Origin of the sequence: Pseudoalteromonas sp. S2755, assembly GCF_005886535.1 — a bacterium.
Taxonomy (GTDB): Bacteria; Pseudomonadota; Gammaproteobacteria; order Enterobacterales; family Alteromonadaceae; genus Pseudoalteromonas.
Genome location: NZ_PNDS01000001.1, coordinates 60,624 through 85,328 on the forward strand (window position 1 = coordinate 60,624; position 24,705 = coordinate 85,328).

Annotated in this window: 17 protein-coding genes; 11 read left to right on the forward strand and 6 right to left on the reverse strand. The window is 43.2% G+C overall.

The features are described 5' to 3' along the window. Positions 1-172: 172 nt before the first annotated feature. The 3 genes from CWC03_RS00295 to CWC03_RS00305 form a co-directional block, all read right to left on the reverse strand. The gene (locus CWC03_RS00295) at positions 173-3,046 is read right to left on the reverse strand and encodes a TonB-dependent receptor plug domain-containing protein (RefSeq protein WP_138580113.1); all 2,874 of its coding nucleotides are present in this window, start codon (positions 3,044-3,046) and stop codon (positions 173-175) included. Positions 3,047-3,548: 502 nt separating this feature from the next. Further along, entirely contained in the window at positions 3,549-6,416 is a 2,868-nt protein-coding gene (locus CWC03_RS00300; protein ID WP_138580114.1) for a TonB-dependent receptor domain-containing protein, read from the reverse strand. Between the two features lie 380 nt (positions 6,417-6,796). Beyond that, the gene (locus CWC03_RS00305; protein WP_138580115.1) at positions 6,797-9,133 is read right to left on the reverse strand and encodes a DNA polymerase II; all 2,337 of its coding nucleotides are present in this window, start codon (positions 9,131-9,133) and stop codon (positions 6,797-6,799) included. Between the two features lie 167 nt (positions 9,134-9,300). On the opposite strand from CWC03_RS00305, the gene dinG reads away from it, so the two are divergent. From dinG to CWC03_RS00340, 7 genes are all read left to right on the forward strand, one after another. Then, positions 9,301-11,370, forward strand: a complete 2,070-nt coding sequence (gene dinG, locus CWC03_RS00310) for an ATP-dependent DNA helicase DinG (RefSeq protein WP_099029414.1) — start codon at positions 9,301-9,303, stop codon at positions 11,368-11,370. Between the two features lie 2 nt (positions 11,371-11,372). Further along, positions 11,373-12,152, forward strand: coding sequence for a TSUP family transporter (locus tag CWC03_RS00315; protein ID WP_138580116.1), 780 nt, complete (start codon positions 11,373-11,375; stop codon positions 12,150-12,152). Then, positions 12,149-12,748, forward strand: coding sequence for a primosomal replication protein (locus tag CWC03_RS00320; RefSeq protein ID WP_138580117.1), 600 nt, complete (start codon positions 12,149-12,151; stop codon positions 12,746-12,748). The genes CWC03_RS00315 and CWC03_RS00320 overlap by 4 nt, the downstream gene beginning before the upstream one ends. Continuing rightward, a complete protein-coding gene (locus CWC03_RS00325) occupies positions 12,748-13,653 on the forward strand; it encodes a histone deacetylase family protein (RefSeq protein ID WP_138580118.1) in 906 nt (301 codons plus the stop codon). The genes CWC03_RS00320 and CWC03_RS00325 overlap by 1 nt, the downstream gene beginning before the upstream one ends. 27 nt (positions 13,654-13,680) lie before the next feature. Further along, the gene (locus CWC03_RS00330) at positions 13,681-13,953 is read left to right on the forward strand and encodes a late competence development ComFB family protein (protein ID WP_138580119.1); all 273 of its coding nucleotides are present in this window, start codon (positions 13,681-13,683) and stop codon (positions 13,951-13,953) included. Beyond that, complete coding sequence (locus CWC03_RS00335; RefSeq protein ID WP_128726941.1) at positions 13,950-14,111, forward strand: DUF2496 domain-containing protein; 162 nt, start codon at positions 13,950-13,952, stop codon at positions 14,109-14,111. Before CWC03_RS00330 ends, CWC03_RS00335 begins: the two co-directional genes overlap by 4 nt. Positions 14,112-14,211: 100 nt before the next feature. Beyond that, positions 14,212-15,006, forward strand: a complete 795-nt coding sequence (locus CWC03_RS00340) for an NPP1 family protein (protein ID WP_138580120.1) — start codon at positions 14,212-14,214, stop codon at positions 15,004-15,006. Positions 15,007-15,067: 61 nt separating this feature from the next. Here the strand turns inward: CWC03_RS00340 and CWC03_RS00345 are convergent, their stop codons facing one another. After that, positions 15,068-15,532: a hypothetical protein gene (locus CWC03_RS00345; protein WP_138580121.1), complete on the reverse strand. Its 465-nt coding sequence runs from the start codon at positions 15,530-15,532 to the stop codon at positions 15,068-15,070. 286 nt (positions 15,533-15,818) lie between these two features. Here CWC03_RS00345 and CWC03_RS00350 point away from each other — a divergent pair, with 286 nt between their 5' ends. Together CWC03_RS00350 and CWC03_RS00355 are read left to right on the forward strand one after the other, a co-directional pair. Further along, the gene (locus CWC03_RS00350; RefSeq protein ID WP_138580122.1) at positions 15,819-18,929 is read left to right on the forward strand and encodes an efflux RND transporter permease subunit; all 3,111 of its coding nucleotides are present in this window, start codon (positions 15,819-15,821) and stop codon (positions 18,927-18,929) included. Between the two features lie 14 nt (positions 18,930-18,943). Continuing rightward, positions 18,944-20,017: an efflux RND transporter periplasmic adaptor subunit gene (locus CWC03_RS00355; RefSeq protein WP_138580123.1), complete on the forward strand. Its 1,074-nt coding sequence runs from the start codon at positions 18,944-18,946 to the stop codon at positions 20,015-20,017. A gap of 85 nt (positions 20,018-20,102) precedes the next feature. Here the strand turns inward: CWC03_RS00355 and CWC03_RS00360 are convergent, their stop codons facing one another. Then, positions 20,103-22,139 (reverse strand): tetratricopeptide repeat-containing sensor histidine kinase, encoded by a 2,037-nt coding sequence (locus CWC03_RS00360; RefSeq protein WP_138580124.1) that lies wholly within the window; start codon positions 22,137-22,139, stop codon positions 20,103-20,105. Positions 22,140-22,330: 191 nt separating this feature from the next. Here CWC03_RS00360 and CWC03_RS00365 point away from each other — a divergent pair, with 191 nt between their 5' ends. Further along, positions 22,331-23,086 carry a Nif3-like dinuclear metal center hexameric protein gene (locus CWC03_RS00365; RefSeq protein ID WP_138580125.1) on the forward strand — a complete coding sequence of 252 codons (756 nt, stop codon included), beginning with the start codon at positions 22,331-22,333 and terminating at the stop codon, positions 23,084-23,086. 31 nt (positions 23,087-23,117) lie between these two features. Beyond that, positions 23,118-23,921: a methyltransferase domain-containing protein gene (locus CWC03_RS00370; RefSeq protein WP_138580126.1), complete on the forward strand. Its 804-nt coding sequence runs from the start codon at positions 23,118-23,120 to the stop codon at positions 23,919-23,921. A 12-nt stretch (positions 23,922-23,933) separates the two neighbouring features. Here the strand turns inward: CWC03_RS00370 and map are convergent, their stop codons facing one another. Then, positions 23,934-24,704, reverse strand: coding sequence for a type I methionyl aminopeptidase (gene map / locus CWC03_RS00375; RefSeq protein WP_138521162.1), 771 nt, complete (start codon positions 24,702-24,704; stop codon positions 23,934-23,936). Between the last annotated feature and the right edge of the window lies 1 nt (position 24,705).

Below are 24,705 nucleotides of genomic sequence, written 5' to 3' on the forward strand. Positions count from 1 at the left end.
CATACATGACTTTTGAATAACTTAGATAGCTAAGCACCGCTAGGCCCTTATAGTGCCATAAACACTAGCGCATTAAACCAACTCAATTAATTAAGCCATCTATTTTTTAGGCAAGAAAATTTTCAGAAACAAAAAAAGCCGCTCAATGAGCGGCTTTTTATTACTATAAAAATTATAGTTTGATATTCACACCAACAGTAGCGCGACGACCGATTGGATCGTACCAGTTAGTGTCTTCAAACGCTAGAGGATGTCTAGGTGGTGTTCTGTCGAACATATTTTGAATACCGAAACGTAGGTCTACGTTTTCAAGTACTCGATAGTTCATTGATAAGTCGAACGTTGTATAAGAAGGAATATCGTTATAATCGTGTTGCTCGATGTTCCAGCCATTACGGTCATTTACTGCACTGTGACGGTAGTTTGCAACTAACACAGCTCTGAAATCTCCGTACTCATAGCTAGTGTTCAAGCGACCACGCCATCTCATGTGATCTTGCTCACCTGTATTCACAAGTAGGTCGATAGGGTTTCCAGTCTGATTAATTTCGTAGTTTTCAACATACGTCGCAGTCAGCTTAACGCCAAACTCACCGATGCTAGTTTCAAAATCATAAACAGACTCAATATCAACACCGCTCTTCTTCTCTTCAGCTGCGTTTAGTGAAGTTTGGAAGAAGCTAACTACTTCATGATTTTCATCACGAGTAATGAAACCACAGAAAGGGTTATCTAAGCTATCAGCACGGTAACAGTTTTTAGCCAAATTTCTATAACTATAATTTTCGATAGCGTTAGTAATCTCAAAGCTCCAGTAATCAACGGTGATATCAAAGCCTTCTAGTGAAGTAGGTGTATAAACAAAACCCACAACCATGTCTTTTGACACTTCGTTGTCAAGGTTGTTATTACCTCCTAGCTTACCTTCCATACTACCGCCATCTTCCCATGTCTGCGATGGCATCCAACCTTCTGGAATACCCGCTGCAGCACAGTTTTTGATTACGTTCGCTTTGTACTTGTCATCGGTATTTTGAATTGTACTAGCAGCACATTGGTCATAACGTCCTGAACTATATTGTGTACCTGCCGCAGAGTATAGCTCTTCGATGTTTGGCGCACGTACCGATTCAGCTACAGTTGCACGGAAACGAATGTCATCATTTAGTTGATAAGTTAAGCCTACTTTATAAGCTGTATCACCACCCGTTGATGAGTAATCCATGTAACGATATGCAAGCTCTAAATTAAGCTCTTGTGCCCAAGCTTGATCAGCTACCAGTGGAACAATTACTTCAGCCGCATACTCTTTAACATTAAGTGCACCTGAGTACGCTAAACCAGAGTTACCAAAGATAATACCTTTACGAATACCTGTGCCAGGCTCTTCATAAGCTGAATCGCGACGCCACTCAAAGCTAAACGCTGTGCCGATTGGACCTGCAGGTAACTCATATACATCACCCGTAACTGTTGCGCCAAAGCTTGTTTGTGTTCCACCATGCTCTGCTGTTGCAACGGTAGAAATGTAATCGATTGCTTCTGCCGAATGCTCTGGGCTACCTAAAAAGTTAATAGGAGCACAACCGCTTAGCGCACCTACTACTTCACCGTCATCGTTTCTGTCGGCACAAACAATATTACCTTCAAACATAACTGCATCAAGTGCGTTGTATAGGTTTTCTTCAATTACTTCACCAAACCACTTAGTATCCTGCTTCAAGCGGCCGTGTTGAAAGTAAGTTGAGTATGACCAGTTGTCATTAATATAGCCGTCTAAACCAATAGATGCACGGAATGTTGAACGCTCTTGGTCATACTTACGTGGACCAAAGTCATTACTTAAACGACGCATAGAGATTGAATCAGCACCGTTTTCTTCCATCAAATCGCGAAGGTCTTGCTTAATGAAAGCATTATCTTTACGGATATTCAGTGAACGCCAGAATACTGGAGTGCTTTGACCAAATGCAGAGCTTAATGAGTACACAGTATCAAAAGTTAGACGGTGATTATCATTAATCTCATAATTGCCCGCAATGTTAAAAGTATGACGCGTTAGCGGTGTACGGAAGAACTCATCAGCACCTTCTTCGATACCATCTTTATATTCACCTGCGTAGTAACGGTAAAGTGAATCAGTTGGGTCGCTTGGAAGATAGCCACTACCTGTGTCAAATGGACGAAGGTCTAGATTTTCATCGAAAGTCCATTGCTTACCGCCTAAGAAAAACTCACTTGACTCATCATATAGGCCAAAGTGCTTTTTACCTTCATAAGGAATATTAGCAGGGATACCATCCTCACCGCCTGTATTATTTGGGTTTGGTACTGAAGAAACCGGATTATCATACCACCATGATTTATCGCGCTTAGCCATTTGTTTTTGGTCAGCAAAGTCATAGTTAAAGATGAAGCCGCCGCCATCAAACTCTTTACCGAATACAAGTGATGCAAAAGTTTGCTCACCACCGCCTTCAAATGGACGAGTCGTTGCAGCGTCAATCTCGACACCGTCGAAAGAAGTACGAGTAATGATGTTCACAACACCGGCAACCGCATCAGCACCATATACAGCAGATGCACCACCTGTCGAAATTTCAATACGCTCGATCATTGAAGTCGCGATGTTGTTCAAATCTACAGTGTTATCACCTGCAGAACCACCGATAAAGCGACGGCCGTTAACAAGAACAAGAGTACGACTAGAACCCAAACCACGAAGGTCAGTTGTATTTAGACCGTTAGCATAGATATAGTTGTTTGAGTTCTCAGGGCTTAGACCAACTTCCGCCGCAGGCATTTCAGATAGGAAGTCGTTTACGTTACTAACGCCCGCGTTTTCAAGCTCTACTCTACCGATAACAACGACTGGAGTTGGTGCCGTTGCAGCGATACGCTTAATTTTTGAACCAGTAACTTGAATACGTTCTACTTCTTCGGTGTTTTCTTCAGCTGATACTGCAGTACTTGCAAGTGCGGCAGTAGATGCAGCACCGAAAGCGATTGCTAAACGAACAGCTTTACTTATTTTATTATTCAACATGATTGATGATCCCTGATTTTTTATTTTAATGAACGAAAACTCAATAAAAACAACAAATTAAGAGAGATTAAATCTAGTACCTAAAATCACTTGAGTTATCGCGTCGAGAGACATACTACTTTTAGTACCAACATAGGGTCAACAATCATTTCATAAAACAAACCAAAAAACGCTTTAATTTAACATCAAAATTCTTTTTTTTCTTTAATTTTCATAATGTTATAAAAGTAAAAATAAGTTCACTTTTTTTATCACTTTTGTAATTCATCGCAAAAAAATACATTTCACGCAACAATAAAGGTACAAAAGTCACATTTACCTATGACGGGGAATAACATTCGATAAACAGAGAAAATTCATATCCACAATAAAATAAACAATCATTGGAGAACTTGTTATAAACAGGAAGGGTTTACTACAGCAAGAAGAGGCAAGCTAAAATGAAAAATTAAAAAATCGACCTCAGCAGAGGCCGATTTGGGTCAAAATTGCTAAATTTCGGTTAGAATTTCTGGGTTACACCTAAGAAGAACTGACGTCCAAATAGCTTGAAGTTACTTTCGTCAGTGTTCGCGTTGAACGCTGTTTCGATATAAGGAGGTAATTCGTCTGTTAGGTTACGGATACCTGCTTGCACCGTCGTGTTTGTATCAAATGAGTATTGTGCTGTTAAATCGTGGTACACATATGAATCAACTTTAGCAACTAAACCTGCTAATGAATCATAGTTATCACGCTTAATGTAAGTTAGATCACCGTACTCAAGACCAGACTGATAGTTTGCAGCCCAAACAACACGTAGGTTGTCTAGGTCATAACGTAGATTGAATAAGATTTTGTCTGCAAAGTAAGACGTATCATCTTCAAATCTACCAACTAGATCTTCAACGATAAATGTCCCCGTTTCACCATCAAAGTTTTCTTCGCCACGCTCTAGGAAGTGAGTCCATGATACGCTAGCAACAAATGCACCGAAGTCTGTATCAAATGAATAGTTCACATCAAGGTCGATACCACGAGCGGTCATACTTTGTAAGTTTGTAGTGCGACTGTCTACACGATCAACCGAGCCATCAAAGCCACGTGAGATTTTTGCACACATATCTTCGATAAGACCGGCATAACAACCCTGTAGGATATCATCAGTTGCTAGAGAGCCAATTTTACCGTCAATATTGATATCCCAGTAATCAATAGTGATACCTAAGTTTTCAACAAAATCAGGAGCCCACACAAAACCAATAGTAAATGTTTCACCTTCTTCAGATTGAACACCTGTGTTGCCACCTAAACGTGTACGAACTTGCGCGTCAGCGCTGTTATGACCACCTGCTGGAGCTCCCATTTCAAGACATTTAGCCTGACCTGCCGCAGATAAACCACCGATGTTTGCCGCAGAACACGGATCTGAAGCGCTTTCAAATGAATCAAGCTCTGGCGAATACAAATCGCTTAGTGTTGGTTCACGATATACTTCGGAATAGTTTGCACGGAACTTTAAGCCATCAAAGATGTTTGACTCAATTTTAGCCATCCAAGAGAAGTTTGAACCTGTTGTGCTAAAGTCGTCATAGCGTGCACCTAGCGTTAAATCTGCAGATTCAACACCTAAATCACGTACTAATGGGATTAAGAACTCTGCCGATGCAGCTGTATAGTTCTTAGATAAACCTGTTAGTGGCTTGCTGGTGTTACCAGTCACTGAATCAAAGAACTTACCAGAATCATTTACTTGCTCAAATTCAGTGGTGTAATACTCAAGGCCAAATGCACTTGAAACATAACCTGCAGGGACTTCAAATAGCTCACCAAACACGTCTACACGAACCTGATGAAATGAATCATTGTAGTGATCGCCTAGTGGTGCAGTAATGTAATCAAGCATCTCTTGAGTCACAGTACCAGGACCACCAAATACATTTAACGATACACAATCAGAAATAGGTGCGTCAGGCGTACCACAAACCACATTACCAGCGTCATCTTTGAATGATGGACCTAAAGCTTTTGCTAGATGTGGACCGTAAAGCTGACCAAAGTCAGTGTCTTGAAGGCTATTTGCACCATAGTTGTAGTAAGCATCGAACTGCCAGTTATCGTTAATTGCCCCCTTTAGGCCTGCAACTTGTTGGAAACGAACATAATCTTGTTCGAAGTAACGACCACCTTCTAGCATACGACGACGAGAGCGATAAACATCTTCACCGAATGGGTTGTAGTAGTTGTCAGCTGATACACCATTAGCCGTCGAACCATTTGATAGTGTAACTACATAACCTGGATCATAGGCTGTGTCGAAAGGTACAGCCGCAAGTTCCTGTTTTGAAGTACGCTTATTGATGCGTGTTTCTGTATATACGACAAGGTCATCGTTTAACTCAAATGAAGTATCAACAAAGAAGTTAATCACTTCAAAAGGTGTTTGCATTAAGTTTACTGGGTTGTAGTTGTAAGTATCGTTAACTTCACCACCGCCGACAAATGGACGCATGTCACTTAGAGAAGGCTTACCATCGCCACCACTTGGGCATTTATCGTTAGTAAAGTTACCTTTACCTTCAACGTAGAAATTACCACAAGGAGTAGAACCCGAACCTAAAATGAATACGTTCGCATTGTCACCATCTGGGATTAAACCGTTCTCGTAAAAACTCTTAGCACCTTCTTCTGAAAGCACCTGCCAAGGATACTGGAAGAAGTTTACGTCTTTCACATCACCCTGATAGATTGGGTCCTGCTTGGTATAATCGAAACCTACCGTGATATGGCCTGCATCGAACTCCTTACCACCAACTAGTTGGAAGCTTTGCTCTTTACCACCGCTAAACATGTCATACCAAGACGTTGTTGCTTTAACTTCAACACCCGTAAGTTCTTTTTTGGTGATGATGTTTACAACACCAGCCATTGCTGACGAACCATACGCAACCGAAGCACCATCTTTTAAAATTTCGATGCGATCGATCATTGCAGCAGGAATATTCTGGAAGTCTGAACTTACAGGCTTACGACCGTTTATAAGTACTAGCGTACGCTCTGAACCAAGACCACGTAGTTCTACAAATACGCCACCACTACCGCCGTTGTTACGCGTTGTTGTTGCTGGCGATCCAGACATAACTGGGTTGGATTGAACAAATTCACCAACGTTGCTGATACCCATATCGCCAAGCGCTTCGCCGCCGATAACAGTGATTGGAGCAGTAGATTCAAGGTCAGTGCGCTTTAAGCGAGAACCTGTAACTTCAATGCGCTCAACGCTTTTCGCGCCTTCTTCTTCAGCAACTGAGTTGGTTGCAAATACGGCAGCGCTAGCGCCACCAAGCGCGATCGCTAAGCGAACCGCCTTAGTTAACTTATTGTTTAGCATGTAAATCACCCTGGATTGGTTTATTGTAAACAGATTGTATTAATTATTATTTTGCTGCCTTGTTAATTTCTAAAATAGCAACATTAGGGGCAAGATATTAAACAAACACCAGACCAATGATCAAGGGTGATTATTCTATTTTTTGCAATTACCAATTTAAGGCACATAAAAGCAAAATCACAACCAACTGAATTTAAAGAATAAAAGAAAGCTTTGATTAAAAATAAAACTTTAAAATCCCTTAAAACAAAACAATAGCGCAATAAATGAACAAGTAAAGGGTTTTTCGTTAACAAAAAAGGAACTTTATTTTAGTGTATTTAACTGACTAATTAATTTTAAAACTGGAAGACGTCGGCAGTTTGATAGCACGAGCTCGATTAAAGTAAATCGAAACTTTGCTGCCCATCAGAGCGAATTGATAGTTTAGAAGCATTGGGAAGCATTTGATATATAGGCAGAATTTGCTTTTCAACGTATTGATAATAATCAATATCTACGAGCTTGCCTTGCTGCGCAAACTTAGGTCCATCAGTACTTAAATAGTACGGTATTTGTGCCCCCTTTTTCGCGGTTTGCAACAACCCATCTTCGATAGCTTGCTTCGCCGCTTTTACTTGAGGAGGGATATTTTTTGTATATAACTCAACAGACTTACCAAGCTTCTTTTTGTAAACGAGCTTTTCGTCTACTTTTCCAGCGAAAATCTGATTTATGTATTGGTGGGTGATCTCAACCGTGTCGAGCCCGTCAAACAGCGCACGAATAATTGCTTGTTGATATTCTTTAGCGATTTCCGTCCAATCACTACGCACGGTCTCCATGCCTTTAAAAACCAGCTTGTGCTTGCCAAGCTCTGTGATCTGCCCAACATACCGCTTTTTAGAACCGACTTCTTGGCCACGAATGGTGGGCATAAAGAAAGGGCTATAATGTGTTTCAAACTCTATTTCTAAATGACTGTGGAGGCCAAAGCTTTCCATCAGTAGTGCGCGCCAGCGCTCGTTAATTTCAGCCATTAGCTGCTTGCCTATTGCTTGGCACGCTTCGCTACGCAAAGACTCGGGTAAGCAGACGAAAGTTGAGTCAGTGTCACCATAGATCACTTCATATCCGAGCTCTTCAATCCAAGTTCGCGTTTGTTGCATTATTTGATGACCGCGCATCGTTATTGAGCTCGCAAGACGTGGGTCGTAAAAGCGACAGCCTTTAGAACCAAGTACGCCGTACAAGCTATTCATGATGATTTTTATCGCCTGTGAGAGCATCATGTCTTTGTCTAATTTGGCTTGTTCACGTGCGCTGGAAAGCGCTGCGACTAAACCCGGTAAATGATGTTCCGTGCGACTAAATTTACCTTTATTAAAGCCCTCTATCGCATGTTCAGGATGCTGTAATCCCTCTATTAACCCCATAGGGTCTATGCAAAAAGTGCGAATAATTGAGGGGTAAAGGCTTTTAAAATCCAGCACCAAAATATTTTGGTAGAGGCCCGGCTTTGAATCCATGACATAACCACCAGGACTGTCAAAGTTAATGCCATGCTCAGATAAGTTTGGTGCAATGTAACCGCTACGGTGCAATAAGGGTAAATACAAGTTGGTAAACGCAGCGACTGAGCCACCCATTTTCTCAAGCTCCAGTCCCGTCAGCTGAGTTCGAGCGAGGGCAAATTCAAGTAAGTTTAGTTTACTAAAAATGTCTAACACCAATTGACAATCTTGTAAGTTATACGCCGCTAGTGCCGGTTTATCATGATGAAACTGTCTGATGATTTCCTCAAGCCTGTCATCTTGTGCAATAAGCTTGGTGCGACCCAAAATCTTCTCAGCCACAAAGCTCAGTTTAAATGTTTCAAAGTGATAGGTCGCATTTTTCATCATATCGATGCCATCTAGCATCACTCTCCCCGGAATAAACACCCGGGTATAGTTACCTTTGAAGGTCGACATCGCTCCGCCATCTCGCCCTATCGTAAGTGCGACACTGTTAGCCTGCGCGCGTTCCACAAGTATTGCGGCATCGAACTCAATCACGTTCCATCCGATTAACACATCTGGGTCTAAACGATTCACTTGCTTGACCAGCTCTTCTAGTAACGCAATTTCATCTTCAACCCAAACTACATTGACGGCAGCATGTTGCGCCTCACCTATCATGATCACTAGTTTTTCCGTATCGGTCGCTAGGCCTACCGAAAATAAGACCCCCTCGCCGTTGCATTCTATATCGATAGAAAGCATTTCAAGGTGTGGTCTATAATCATCGCAAGCCTTAAATTGCGCCTGAGTAATTTCAATGTAGCCCGGTTTTTGCGTGGCTTTACCTTTGACCCAAGCGGCTCCGCGAATAAAGCGCTCCATTAAATAGCGGTCGGAATGGCGAATATCCTCTTCATATAATGCGACTTTATTTTCAAGTAGCTGTTTTGCGTCATAGAAGTGGCTCAAGGTGCGAAATTTTACAACACAGACGGGGGCTTGATCGAAGTGCTTTAATTGACTTGGCGAGATACTAAACTGCAACTGAGCGCGACTGAGCAGCTGTTCTACTTCTGTTTTTTTATCTTGTTTAACGAAAAAAAGTGGCTGCTCACCCTCTACCCACACCTTGAGTAACTGGTGTTGCGATTTTAGCCAATAACACAAGCGCAGTTGGCCATTTACCTGCATCTGCTGTCTCGATAAAACAAAGCCCTGATATATCGCTTGTGCCAACTCCAATACCACCCTAAAATAGACGAATCACTGTAATTATATCCACCTGTTTATTGAACATAAAGTCACAAACAGAATAAAACCTATCCATTAACGCAGTGATTAACTAAAAATCGAGACTCAAGTGGTAGGCTTGCTTCATATCAGAACTCTAGGCTAAATAGATTATGCTCTCAGACAAACTAAAAAAAACCATCCGCCAAGCACATCAAAATGTCGCCTCCGCTTTAGATGGCTTTCGTCCTCGTCCGAGTCAAAATTATCTGGTCGCCGAAATAGCAAAAACACTCTCTGGTGATTATCACCGTACTCAACGTATTTGCGTGATTGAAGCAGGAACAGGTACTGGAAAATCTTTAGCCTATCTACTCGGCGCGCTTCCTGTTGCACTCTCAAGTAAAAAGAAACTTGTCATTTCAACTGCAACCGTCGCCTTACAAGAACAATTGATCAACAAAGAGTTGCCATTTTTAAAAGAACATTCAGGCATAGACTTTAAATTTGACCTTGTAAAAGGCCGTCAACGCTACATCTGCGTACAAAAACTGATGGCCGCCGTCAGCGATGATGAGATGCAAATGTCGATGATGCCGACAACCAGCAGCCCACTTTCTCAAATGGAGCAAAAATGCTTAAGAGAGTTAGCACTTGCATACCAAGAAAAGCGCTGGCAAGGTGACAGAGATAGCTGGGAAGACACAATTCCAGATAAAGTTTGGAATGTTATCGCTTGTGATAAACACGCTTGCCAACGGCAATTAAAATCTCATCATTTATGTCCTTTTCATTTAGCTCGGCAAAAGATCGCACAAATGGATGTGCTTGTGATAAATCACGCTTTGTTACTGGCCGACTTAGAATTGGGTGGCGGGACGATATTGCCAGAACCTGAAGAAACATTTTACGTAATTGACGAAGCGCACCATCTGCCCCATATTACCAGAGATTTTTCTTCCGCCGCGGCGACGATTAAAGGCACTATCGAGTGGCTAGAAAAGCTACTTAAGTTTAGCGGAAAGATGGCAAATACCGTGGTTTCGCAAAAAGCCATTGGGCAGAATTTCAAACTGAATGATGCAGCCAATGACGCGGCGAAATATCTCAGAGCGGTAAGAGATATACTCGATCAGAGCGACTTTACTTATAACGATGACGATACCTACCGTTTTAGTCATGGCGAAGTACCTGAAGCGCTCACCGTAAAAGCAAAAGATATTGCGGATGCCACGCAAGATGCACTGCGTTGTCTTACCAAGATGCATGATGCGCTATCGGGCGATGTTTCAGACGGCGATGTGCAAGCATTTTTAGCCGACCCGTTACTGGTTGAAAGCGGTCAATATATCAACCGGCTTGAGCAACTCAACAAACTCTGGTTTAGCTACGCGCGAAAAGGCGACAGCGTGCCACATGCAAGGTGGATAAAACGCTTAGAATACAAACACCATCACGACCATTTACTTTGCGATTGTCCGATCGAAGTCGGCTATTATTTGAAGGATAACCTCTGGCGAGAGTGTGCAGGCGCGGTGCTCTGCTCCGCAACCCTCAGCGCTTTGGGCACATTCGATCATTTCGCCCACGAAAGTGGGTTGGCAAAAGAGCCCGGTGTCAAATATATCAAGGCTGATTCTCCGTTTGATTACCCCAATCAAGCAACATTGCATTTGCCAAAAACCCAAACAGATCCAACGGATAAAGCCTTTAGTGATTATTTAGCGGATGCCCTGCCAACCTACTTAGACACCAGTAAGGCTAACCTTGTCCTGTTTGCTTCTTATTGGCAAATGAATCATGTGGTAGAAAAATTAAGAGGTAAAAATCTCAATATTTTGGTGCAGGGAGAACTTTCCCGTGATGCCTTACTCACTCGTCACAAAGCAAATATCGACTTAGGTCGCGGCAGTATCTTATTTGGTACACAAAGCCTATCCGAGGGGCTAGATTTACCCGGAAAATACCTAGAAAACCTCGTGGTGACTAAAATCCCTTTTGCCGTGCCAACGTCCCCTATTGAGGAAGCCCAAGCAGAATTTGTGCAAAGTAAAGGTGGGAATCCATTTTTATCTATCACTGTACCCGATGCCGCAAAGAAATTAGTACAAAGCTGTGGTAGACTGCTGCGTAAAGAATCAGACTCCGGCCGTATCACCATCTTAGATAGACGTTTAGTTACAAAACGTTATGGCAAAGCCATGCTTGATACTCTGCCACCATACAAAAGGCAAATTGATTAATAATGTTTGAACTCGCTTTAGATCCCACAACTTGGGGGTTACTTTGCTTAGTCGCACTGGCTGCTGGATTTATTGATGCAATTGCAGGTGGCGGTGGGCTGCTAACCGTACCAGCCTTGCTTACTGCGGGCCTTCCTCCACATTTAACCTTAGGTACTAACAAGCTTGCCGCGAGTTTTGGTTCCTTAACCGCAAGCTTTACCTACTACAAAAAGCAGTTATTCAAGCCTAGCTTTTGGATTGGCTCCATTATTGCCACTGCGATAGGTGCCGTATTGGGCACACTACTTGTCGACTTTCTAAGTATCGAGTTTTTAAACAAACTTATTCCCGTTATTATCATCGCTGTCGCAATTTATAGCTTGTTCGGTAGGCTAAGCCCAACAGATTCCCATACTTTGCCAGAAGCGAATCGAGCACTTAAAATCAAGCAATGGGCGCAAGGTTTATCGTTGGGATTTTTTGATGGTATGGCAGGACCTGGTACTGGTACGTTTTGGACTGCGTCTAACAGTATGCTCTATAAAATGAGCTTACTTTTAAACTGTGGCCTTGCTCGTTCAATGAACTTTGTTTCCAACTTTATTTCGCTTATCACCTTTGTAGCCCTGGGTCATGTTAACTTTATGCTGGGTATCACCATGGGCGCCTTTTTAATGTTTGGTGCTTGGCTTGGTGCGCATTCTGCAATTAAGTTTGGCAACAAACTGATCAAACCACTCTTTAACACTGTGGTTATTGTACTTGCGGGCAAGCTTATTTTTGAGGCGTATTTCTCGTGAGTACAGGACTTATCAAGCTTGAGCAACAAGTCAGCCGCTTAAAGCAACAAGCAGCGCAATTTGACTCAGCAAAATGGTTTGATAAGAATCGTTATATGCAGGCACAGCCCAGCTTATTTGATGCCCGTGTATTTCGCACTAAAAGCTTAAAGCTCAGCGACTATGTCGAAGAAATAGTAGAAGCACTGTCCCATCTGCCGCCAAGCGAACAGCGTCACGCCTTTGCATTCGCCATCGAACGAATAGGTTCGCAAATGGAAGCCGTGTTGAAGGTGTTAAAATCAACCCCTGTCTGGGCGAAAGAAAACAAACTGAATACACCAAAAAAAGCCAAAGTGTATAAAAAGGCAGTGCAGAAGATTATGCAGTCGTCCCATGAGTTATATCAGGAACTGTCTCAAAATCATGAATTTGAGCGTCGGTTGCAAGAAATGATTGACCTCAGAAGACTACAGATGGATAAGGCAGCTCCCTCACAGGCTGCCAAACTCAATGCCGAAATATTAGCCCTTCACGCTCGCCTTGGCCGCTGTAGAAAAGCCATTTCCGCCACTGAGCAAAAAATTCAAGAAGTTGAGAAAAGTCAGAGCCGTTAATGCTTTACTACCACCCTATTTATAGCGAGCTGAGCCTGCCTGAGAAGCATCGCTTCCCGATCAGCAAGTATAAAAAATTATACCAACGAATAAACGCCAGTAAATTTGCTAAATTTATCAAAGAACCCGAGCAAAGAATCACAGCTGATGCGCTGCAACTTTGCCACGATAGTAATTACGTTGATGCCTTTCTAAACGGCACGTTGAGCGAAAAAGCCATTAAGAAAATGGGCTTTCCTTGGAGTGAACAACTCGTACAGCGCACTTTGATTTCTTTAGGTGGCGGTCTAGCGGCAGCAAAATATGCGCTCGAACATGGATTTGGAGCAAACTTAAGCGGCGGCTATCATCACGCACATCACGATTTTGGCAGCGGCTTTTGCATATTTAATGATTGGGCGGTGGTCGCAGCAATACTCATTGCCCATCAACGGGTTGAGCGAGTGCTTATCTTTGACTGTGACGTGCATCAAGGCGATGGCACAGCAACAATCGTTGCAGATAGAGACGATATCATTACTTGCTCCATCCACTGTGAAAGTAACTTTCCTCGCGTTAAACCGCAATCCGATTTAGACTTTGCCTTATCTGTGAATACACAGGATGCGCAATATGTGGCAACCGTCCGCGAAGCCTTACAACTGGCGGTTCGATTATACCAACCAGACCTCATCCTCTATAACGCCGGCGCAGATGTGTATCAAGGCGATGAGCTCGGACACTTTAGTGTTTCAAAGCAAGGCGTTAGGGATCGAGATTCGATTGTTTTTGAGTATGCGCATCACCTCAATATTCCATTAGCTTTTGCTCTTGGCGGGGGCTATCAGCGCGACGTTGATCATCTTGTAGATATACATCAACAAACCTTTTTGGCTTTGTTCGATAACCCCGCTATTATGATATAAACTTAAAAGGAATGTGCAGGAGGCTGTATGAAGTTACATGATGATATTCATAATTATTATGAAAAGTTAGTAGTCGAACATATCGTCCGTCGTAAGTTAGATAAAGTCTACGATGAAGACGTAATGGCTGACTTTTGTTGTACTGTATTGAACCAACTGCCATCGCGCTATATTCGCTACGATGTCGACATGGAATTTTACCTGCCTCAGCCCGAGCGTGCGAAGATGGAACAAGCGGTAGAACGTGCAATTGATTTTGCCATTGCTCAAATCGCTAAAAAGGAGCAATTTCAAGTATGAGTACCCCTTTAGAACAAGCACCAACTCATGTAAAACTTGCTGTCGACCTCATTATGTTGTTAGAGGAACATGATCTTCCCGCAGAGGAAGTCATTGCTGCGCTTGACATTGTCAGATCTGATTTTCAAAACAAACTAAATAACCAACAAAAAACTTAACATTAAATATACATTTAAGTCATACTTCTATTTTAACCTTAAATTCTAATCGTTAGCGGTTGTGCAAAACGGCACAACTGCATTTATTAAGGAAAGCAGTATGACAACAACACAACTCCCCTTATTGTCCCTCGCAATTGTTGCAGCGTCTACACAATACGCTTACGGTAATGACTTTGCGGCATTAGACGAAGCCCTACCAGCCCCCTACATTATCAATGGTGCTGAACCTGTGTTCGATTTTGACGGTGATGGTTGCCTGCCGAGTGCAGGGATCAGTAGAACTGGCGTGCAAAATTCAGGGCTAAAGACATCGGGGCGCATCACAGGTGATTGCCGAGATAATCAATTTTTAAATACTTCTAATACTGTGCATCGCTACGCCTGTAAAACCACCGTTAGCGGCGAGTATTGTGGACATTTCTATGCACTTTACTTTAAAAAAGACCAAGTGTTTGATTATTTTGGTGGTGGTCATCGACATGATTGGGAATATGCGGCGGTATGGACTCGAGATGGCATAGTTACACATGGTAGCTATAGCGCACATGGTGACTTATTCACTAAACCTGCTAATGAGCTACCATTCGAGAATGGTCATTTAAAAATTGTCTATCATAAAGACGGCATTTTGACCCATGCACTGCGCTTCGCCAAATCAAACGAAATCGCTGAAAATAACTATCATCGTTTTGTTACTCCCACAATCATTAGTTGGTATAAAATGACTGGGGATGGAATTTCCAACTCCGAATTACGAGAAAAGCTAAATCAGTATGATTATGGCTCCGCCACCTTGCCCGTTAAAGACAGTCGTTTCCTCAATAACCTCAATCGCTTTAAACCAAGTGACTACCCAACTTACGCGCAAAGTGATGTAGATAATGCTCAGTAATTGCTAAGACAAACTCACTTCACCTATCGTGAGGTGAGTCGATATGCAATACCAATGGGTATTAACCTACATCTTGCTTTTGTCTGAGCAGCCTTGCTCGCTCTAGCTTATATTGTGCAAAGAAAATACTATCTAATTCACTTGTTTGTGGATCGATAAAATAAGCAATATCGCTTCGGTGTGGTTCGGGTGAAAAGTGTTTGCCGTCTTCCCAGTAAAGCACCGCGTGCTTTACTAATTCACCGAGATAAGTGTGATCCCACGCATAGTGACAAAAGCCATGGTGCTCACCCAAGTTGGGAGAGTATTTTTTTTCAATATGCGCCATTTGCCCAGTATTTTTGTATTCCGCAAATTGTTTAGCATCTTGTTCAGCGGATTGGGGATCGGTGAAATAGGCAATATCACGTCGAGGAGGTAAGGCTTGCGGTAATCCAAATTTGTCCGTTACGCCACTGCATTTTACGACGATCCACTGGACAAAATGTGCTCCGATAATATGGTCCCATTTTAACGCAACGTACATATAACCTCCTTTTGAATATCATTTATCAATTATTGCTAAGAACTGATCACGCTCGGCTAAGTTTAGCCACTTCTATTGATCTTACTAGTACAAGTTTATTTGCCTTTAATTCAGATCAAAAAGTTTTTCAAACTATAAAAAAGCGTTACAAGGTATTACAGAAATGCGCTTTGTCGCTTATTTTCGCCGATTTAGCGCTAACTTTAGCAAACGCGAATTTCACCTTACTGGCACTTTTTTTACATCCCACTACAATGCAAAAAAAGCAAGATTGGAAATGTACCAAATGAACGTGACACGCGGTTCGCTAAAAAATCCAGCGAGTGTAATTGTCATCTTGGTGTTGATTATTTTATTTGGGCTGTTAAGTGTATTTAAACTGCCCATTCAGTTGACGCCAGATATTGAGCAACCACAGATCACGATTTTCTCGGGATGGCGCCAAGCCGCCCCAGAAGAAATAGAATCTGTGATCATCGAACCGCTAGAAAATGCGGTAAAAAACACACCCGGCGCACTTGAAGTTAATACCAACATCAATCGTGGTAACGGCTCTATTACGCTAACATTTGCTGTAGGTGCGAATATGCAACAAGCGATGCTAGATGTGCTAACAAGCTTAAATCAAGCCCCACCGTTGCCACTTGATGCGCTAGACCCAGTCGTATTCGCCGGCGGTAATAACGGTGAAGCAGCAGCCACTTTGCTAGTCACGCCCAAAGACTATCAATCAAATAGTCTCGACTTTGATATGGCGCAGTTTCAAAAGCAAATCGACGAGTTTGTTGAACCAAGACTTGCACGTATTCCTGGCGTAGCACGCGTTGATCTTGCGAGTGAGCGGCCAAAAGAGCTGCGTATTACTTTCGACCCGCATAAAGCCGCTGCGCTTGGTATTAGTTTAGATCAAATCAGTAATGTACTTGCGAGCTCTCGCGATACCTCTGGAGGTCTTGCCAACGTTGGACGTCGCCAATATACCGTGCGATTCACCGGCCAATACGACCTTTCCAGTATGGCCCAAATGCGGGTCGGCTATTCTGGAGACAGGCCTATCTACTTAGGTGATATTGCAAGTGTTGAGCGCACCTTCTCAGACCGTTTGGGCATGAGTGGCCGCAATGGTAAACCGGCCTATTATATTCGGATCTCACGAGCCAACGAAGCGAATACCGTTGCCTTGCTTGATGAGATCAACCTTGCAATTGATGAACTAAACCAAGGACCGCTGGCTGAAAATGGCTTGTCGATTGAGCTCAGCTTTGATGCCTCCGTCCACATTCGTAATGCACTTTCTTTAGTAAAAAGTAATTTAGGCCTTGGAGTTCTCTTATCTTGTTTAATTCTGTGGCTATTTTTTAGAGGCTTAAAAGCAACCTTGGTGATTGCAGCTACAATCCCTGTTTCTTTGATGGTCGCCTTTCTCGCACTTAATATCTTTGACCGTAGTCTGAATGTGATCTCGTTGGCGGGGTTAGCATTTGCAGTGGGCCTAGTATTAGACGCAGCTATCATAGTCCAAGAGAATATCTCACGCTTAAGAGCAGAAGGATTCGATAACAAAAAAGCCGCCTTAAAAGGAGCTGCACAAGTGACCGGAGCATTATTTGCTTCGACAACCACCAGCGTCGCCATCTTTTTACCTATTCTCTTTATGGCAGGTATTGAGGGGCAACTATTCTCCGATTTAGCACTGACACTTTCGATTGCCGTTATTGCGTCAATGTTGTGTGCAATTACCCTTATTCCACTGGCAAACCATTTGTGGCCAGACTCTGAACTAAAGCCAGATCCTTATCATCAATACTGGCAAAAACTCACCAACTTCATCATGAAATTGACCAATAATAGAGTAAAGCAACTTACTTGGATTGGCGTATTATTGGGTGGCTCGGTGGTTGCAACTATGACCATGCTGCCAAAAACTGACTTTATGCCAAGGGCACCTACCGATGGCTTTTTCTTTAACCTAGCGACTCCACCTGGTGGCAACGTACAGTTTATGGAAGAAGAATTGCTGCTGCGTGTGAAAAAACGCTTAATGCCCTATTACCAAGGCGAAAAGGAACCTGGTATTAAAGACTTTAATTTCTATGCGTTTGGCTCTAATGCTGGCGGCTTTATCTATTCAGCCGACCCTCAACGTGTTGAAGAATTGATGAAAGTGGCCAAAGAAGAAATCTTCGTTGACCTTCCCGATACTCAAGTGTTTTTCTTTCGCGGCTCCATGATCCAAGTCGCCAACGGTGGCGATGGTCGCGATATCAATATTGACCTTACAGGTCCCAATATGGACGACTTGATCTCAGGTGCGCAAGTGGCTTTGCAAGCAGTACAAAACGCGCTTCCAGAGGCAACGGCCAGACCTCAGCCTCGATTGGATATGGCAGAACCAGAGCTTAGATTAACGCCCAACGATCGCAGGATCACCCAAGCGGGATTAACGCGTCGAGATGTATCTCAAGCGGTACAAGCTTATACCGGTGGATTATTCGTCAATGAGTATTTTGATGGTAACGAGCGCATGAACGTTATCCTTCGTGGTATCCCTTGGCAAAGCCCTGAGGAACTAAAAGCCTTGCCTATCGTAACCCCTCAGTCTGGAATTCAAACTCTCGGCGAGTTGGCAAATATAGAACGTACAGTTGGCCCGACGCAACTGCGACGTGTCAACGGCCGTCGCACAGTCAGCATTGTTGTCACGCCTCCGGCTGATATGAGCCTGCAGCAAGTGCAAACCATCTTGAGTGAACAGGTGATGCCAAAAGTGCGCGCAAGCCTACCGGCCAGTGCGGGTGCTATTTTGGCAGGAAATGCACAAAAGATGAATTCTGCAATGGAAGAAATGGCGTTGAATTTTGTCCTCGCATTGTTCATTTTGTTTTTGTTAATGACTGCGCTGTTCAAGTCCGCCAAAGATAGCGCCTTGGTATTGTTAGTGATGCCATTGGCTATCGCAGGTGGCGTGCTGGCTCTGTATATCTTAAACCTCTTTACCTTTCAGTCATTGGATTTACTGACCATGATAGGTTTTATCATCTTGCTTGGGCTGGTCGTTAACAATGCCATTTTGCTGGTGGATCAAACTCGTGTTGCGATGGCATCGGGTATGAGCCGTGAAGCGTCGGTCAGACAAGCGGTGTTACTAAGAGCAAGACCCGTTTACTTGAGCACCTTGACCAGTCTGTTTGGCATGCTGCCACTAATGCTCATGCCCGGCGTCGGCTCAGAAATCTACCGGGGCCTTGCTACCGTCATCGTCGGTGGCATGGCTATCAGTGCATTATTTACCTTAGTGTTGATGCCAAGTTTATTGCAACTTGGCCGGCAAACTCCGCCATCAGAAACAAACAAATCAACGGCCAAAGCCCCGCTCAGCCTAGTTGCCAATCAGTAAGTAGTGAGAACAGAATGAAAAACCCAATAAAACAGACACTTCAGGCCCTAGCACTGTGTGCTGGGATCGTTGCACCACACGTCGCCGCCGTGGTGCCAGTCACCGTCGCTGAAGTGACAAAAGCCCCTCTCACGAGCGAAATTGAAGTTAGTGGCACACTGTATGGGAAAGACGATGTGACGCTAACCGCTGGAGTTAGTGGCCGTTTGTTGTACGTAGCAGAACCCGGTACCAACGTCGCAAAAGACGAAATCTTAGTACGTATGGACACACTCCCACTGGAACTCGATAAGGCCCGTCAAGCCGAATTATTAAATCGAGCCAAGATCAATTTACGCTTATATCAACAAGAATTGGCTCGATTAAAGAAGCTCGCAAAAACCAGCAGCGCGGCAGAAAGTCAAGTTGATGAAATGCAAAATAAACATGACCTAGCGCTGTCAGATATCGCCTTAGCGGAAGTCGAACTTAAGGTGATTGACGATAAGTTGTCTCGCGCAACGGTCCGTGCTCCATTTGATGGCGTTATCAGTGAACGTTTTAAGCGCGCGGGTCGAGAAATAAACCGCGCCGACGAACTGCTCACCATATTAGATATCCATCATCTTGAAGTTCGCTTATATGTGCCAGTTAAATACTTGAAGTTTTTGCAAAAAGGCATAGCGCTGCCAATACGTTCTGGTGACTTATCCCAGCCAGATAATACGTCAGCGAAAGTCACAGCGGTGATCCCCTCAACCGATCCGCGCTCACAGACCGTTGAAGTACGTGCAGCACTTGCAGCAGATCACACCCATACATGGGCAATTGGTCAATTAGTTGATGTAGCAGTGCCGCTCACCAGCAAACAACCCGTATTGCTGGTTGACCGAGACGCCCTGATATTACGCAAGCAAGGCACCCATATCGTCAAAATAGATAAGCAAAATAAAGCCGAACAAATTCCTGTCACCGTCGGCAATGGCAAAGGCCAATGGGTGGAAATTACTCCCCGCATCAGCGATATCTTACATGCCGGTGATAAAGTCGCCGTTCGCGGCGCAGAGCGCCTGCAAACAGGACAAGACGTCGAGGTGACAAACCCTTAAAACAAACCAGTTACTAGCCCAATGAGCTCACTCATGGACGAGCGGCTCATTTTTAAAAGCATCTCAGCTTCCGAAAGTAGTTGAATTAATTTTTCACAGCTTTGCGCCTACCATTTTTTAGCTGCTTAGGTAAGGTCAACAGAAACTCCACCCCTTTATCATCTGAATATGCCTTAATACTGCCCTGAAGCACATGACTCACGCTATTAAATACAATGGTTAAACCAAGTCCCAATTGCGCCGCAAGATTTGTACTAAAAAAGGGATTAAACACTTGCTCTGTATTATGATCAGGCAGGCCGCGACCATTATCTTTGTAGCTTAGCTGCCATGCATCATCGTATTCATTCACACGGATGGTAATAAGAGGTTGCTCCTCTATATGGTGGTTGTCGATAAATCCGTGTTGCACTGAGTTTTGCATAAATTCCTTCAATACCTCAAGCAAGATGTTAGGGTAGGTTTGTACTTCAAGGCTATCGTTACCCAGCATTAACTTAGCGTTTGGCGCTGTGCGGATCAGCATTTCACGAATATGTAAATTTAAAAAGTCTGATAATTCAATTGTTTTAAGTTCTGCACTGCCAATTGAGGTATTAATTGCTTTAAACCGCTCGACTGTGGCATTGAGGCGATTGGCACTACGGTCAACAATATCTGATGCCACTAAAGCATCTCCTATAAAGTGGTTAAGTTGACTAGGTGACAGGGTTTTTTGTTCAAATTTGTCTTGAACGTCTCGTAGCGAGCCATTAAGGGAAGAGTTTGCGGTGATCACTAAGCCTATTGGTGTATTAAGATGATGCGCCATCCCCGAAACTAATCCAGCTAGTGACGACATTTTCTCCGCTTCAACGAGCATTTCTTGCGTATTGGTTAGCTCTTTTAAGGTCGCCCGTAGCTTACTATTTCGACGTCTAATTATTTGGATCACTAAGATAGTTGATATGGCATAAATCAACATGAATATGATAATACTCAATAGCCACTTTTGTTGAGCGCTTGCCTCCGCCGCTTGAACCGCCTGCACTCGTTTAAGCGACTCTATTTCCAGCTCTTTTTCAACTATTTCAAGTTCGTAAGAAGCTCGAGATAAAGTAATATTGCGCTGCTGAGCATAGATCTCTCGCTCCACTTGGCTTAACTCCTGCGTTAAAACCAGTGCGTGTTTGCTGTCCCCCTGTAACTCAGCTATTTTCGCCAACACCGACAAAGCGCTTACCTGCTTACTTTTAGTGTTTGTTTGTTTCGCAGACTCCAAGACTTCTTCAGCCAGCTTTTTAGCTTCTGTAATATCGCCTTGTTTGATATCCAAGGTAATTAAATCAAGCTTAACATCATTGACTTCGCGAATATTACCAAGCCGTTGAAAAGTCATGATGGATTTTCGGAAATAGGCTGATGCAGCACCTAACTGCCCTTTAGCAAGCGCGACTTTTCCTCGGAACTGTGACGAATATGCTAGATGGTAGTCAGACTTACTATTCTTTTGAATTTGCTGTGCTTTATCAATAAATTTTGTAGCGTCATCGTATTCATTTTTAGCTATGTAGACTTTAGCAATATTGTTGTAAAGCAATGATAATGACAGCTCATCTTTATTTGAATTCAGAAAGTGCAGGTACTCGTTATAGTAATCTAACGCAATATCATATTGGCCGAGCAAAAAATAAACGTCAGCAATATTATTTTTTGTTTGGTATACCATGTCCTCCCCTCGTTGCTCCGCAACAATCAATGCATCTTTGTACTGCACTAAAGCAAGCTCATACAATCCTAGTTTAGAATAAACCCCCCCGGACAAATTATAGTAGGCATAAATCAGCGATTTATCTTGAGCGTCACTTATCAACTGTTTGATTTCATTTGTCGTGCGCATAGCAGTTGAGAATTGATTCAGCTCCATTTGAAACCAGGCTTTGTAATTCAGGATTTTGATTTTTTGATCTGCGCTCAAACGGCTGGTATTTAACGCTTGCTCAGTGAGTTGAAGTGCAATTTTAGGGTCGATGGTATATTGTTCTCTAATTTGCAGCCGAAGAGACTCAAAATCCGCTTCACTCAGTTCCGCTTGGACGTAAAACGTACAAAAAACCAGCAGAAACACTGCAAACTTAAACATATATTTACCTTTACTAATAATAAAGAACTACCAACATACCTTAATTTATTTTTATTTCAAATAAAAGAACAATCAGATCCGAGCTGTTTGTCTTCATTCCTTCATATTGTATATATCTATCAATCTAATCTTTCTTTTTGATCCGTTGCTAAACCAGTTAAACTAATACTATCTAAGTGTTAGGGGGTGTTATGAAACGAACCAAATTAGTGAATCAATTAACGGAATTACTGAAGCCATATCAAATTAACGATTACTGTCCAAATGGTCTGCAAGTGGAAGGAACAGACGAAGTCCAAAAAATCGTCACGGGTGTTACCGCCAGCCAAGCTTTAATTGATGCCGCTATTGAACGTGGTGCAGATGCCATTTTGGTTCACCACGGCTATTTCTGGAAAGGGGAAGATCAATGTGTCACTGGCATGAAAAAGCGCCGCCTACAAGCCCTGCTTACCAATGACATCAACTTAATCGCATACCATCTTCCACTGGATGTTCATCCTGAACTTGGTAATAACGCGCAGCTCGGTAAGTTACTTGGGCTTGAATATGAACGACCGCTTGAACCTTGGAATAAAAATAGCGTAGCGGTAAAAGGCAAATTAACGACGCCAATGACTGCTGTTGATTTTGCCGCTTTAGTTGAAGAGAAACTCGGTAGAAAGCCGCTCTTAAATGTTGCAGGCGATCACCCAATCAGCACCATCGCTTGGTGTACAGGTGGTGGGCAAAGCTTTATTGATCTCGCGGCAAGCCAAGGCATTGATGCCTACTTAACGGGTGAAGCATCAGAGCAAACCATTCATTCATCTAACGAGCAACAGATCCACTTTATCGCGGCGGGACATCATGCCACAGAGCGATACGGGGCGAAGGCACTTGGCGAATATTTGGCAGCGCAGTATGGTTTAGATGTTGAATTTATTGATATCGACAACCCGGTTTAATACCACTTTGCTTAATTAAGTGATCTCGCATATGGCTAGAAAAAAGCAGCAACAAAAACCGGCACCGACAGATAGAAACTTTGCTGAACTAACGCACAAGTTTAAAAACAATATCTATGGCACCAATAAAGGTAAAATCAGAGAAGCGGTGCTCAAGCGTGACTTAAGCACACAAGTTGACTGGCTAACGCAATCAAATGGCAAACGCATATTAGATGTTGGCGGCGGACAAGGTCAATTGGCGCTCTATTTAGCTTCGCTTGGCCACCATGTCACCATGATTGATATTTCAGAAGAGATGCTCGAACTTGCCAAAACGCGCGCGAATGAAGCTGGGCTAAATAACCAACTTCATTTTATCCACGCGCCTCTGCAAGCGCTCGATACGCTGAACTTAGGACAATTCGACTTAGTATTGTGCCATGCGGTGCTTGAATGGTTGGTTGAGCAACAAAGTGCACTTATGCTGCTAAAGGCGCAGCTAAGCAAAACTGGCTTGCTTTCGCTAATGTATTTCAACCATGAGGCGCATCTGATGGCCAGTATGGTGTACGGTAACTTCGACTATGTGCAAAAAGATCTTAAGGTAAAACAAAAAGTAGGCCTCAGCCCCAATAAGCCAATTAGCCAAACTGATATGGCAACTTGGCTTGATGAGGCAAAGCTCAACGTTATTCAAAAAACCGGTGTTCGCTGTTTTCATGACTACTTAAGGGAGTTAAATAAGGCGGATGAAGGTTTTGATGCTTTGCTCGCTTTAGAGCTTAAATACAATCGTCAAGAGCCTTATGCGTCTCTAGGTCGCTATACCCACTTGATGTTAAAAAAAGCGTAAGTACAGCACTGCTTACGCTTCTTCCGCTCTTAGGGTTAACACTTCAACGCCGTCATCTGTTACCAGCACCGTATGCTCCCACTGCGCCGATAGCTTTTTGTCTCGAGTTACCACAGTCCAGCCATCTTTTTTGGTTTTAATTTTTGCGCTTCCCTGATTGATCATCGGCTCAATGGTAAAGGTCATCCCCGGTTTTAGCGTCATCCCGGTATTTGCTTTGCCATAGTGCAATACATTTGGCGCTTCATGCATTTCTCTACCTATCCCATGACCACAATACTCGCGTACCACTGTGTAACCGGCTTTCTCAGCTACTTGCTGTACAGCCGCACCGATGTCCCCAAGCTTTGCTCCAGGTTTGACCATTTTTATTCCAGCCCACATCGCTTGGTAAGTCGTTGCCACTAACTTTTTGGCCGGGAGTAATGCTTCAGGCATTACGTACATTTTGCTGGAGTCGCTGATAAAGCCATTTTTCTCAAGCGTAATATCGATGTTTACAATATCTGAAGACTTTAAGATTTGCGATTTACTCGGCACACCATGACACACAACCTCATTTACAGAGCTATTGAGGACGAACTGATAACCATACTGACCAAGGCTGGCTGGACGCGCTTTAAGCTCATCAACAATAAAGTTGTGCACTTTGTCATTAATCTCTAGCGTAGAAATTCCGGGTTCAATCCAACTATCAATGTAGCCAAACACCTGCGTAAGCAATCGCCCACTTTCGCGCATCAATTGGATCTCATCAGCGGTTTTGAAGGTAACCTCTTGCATC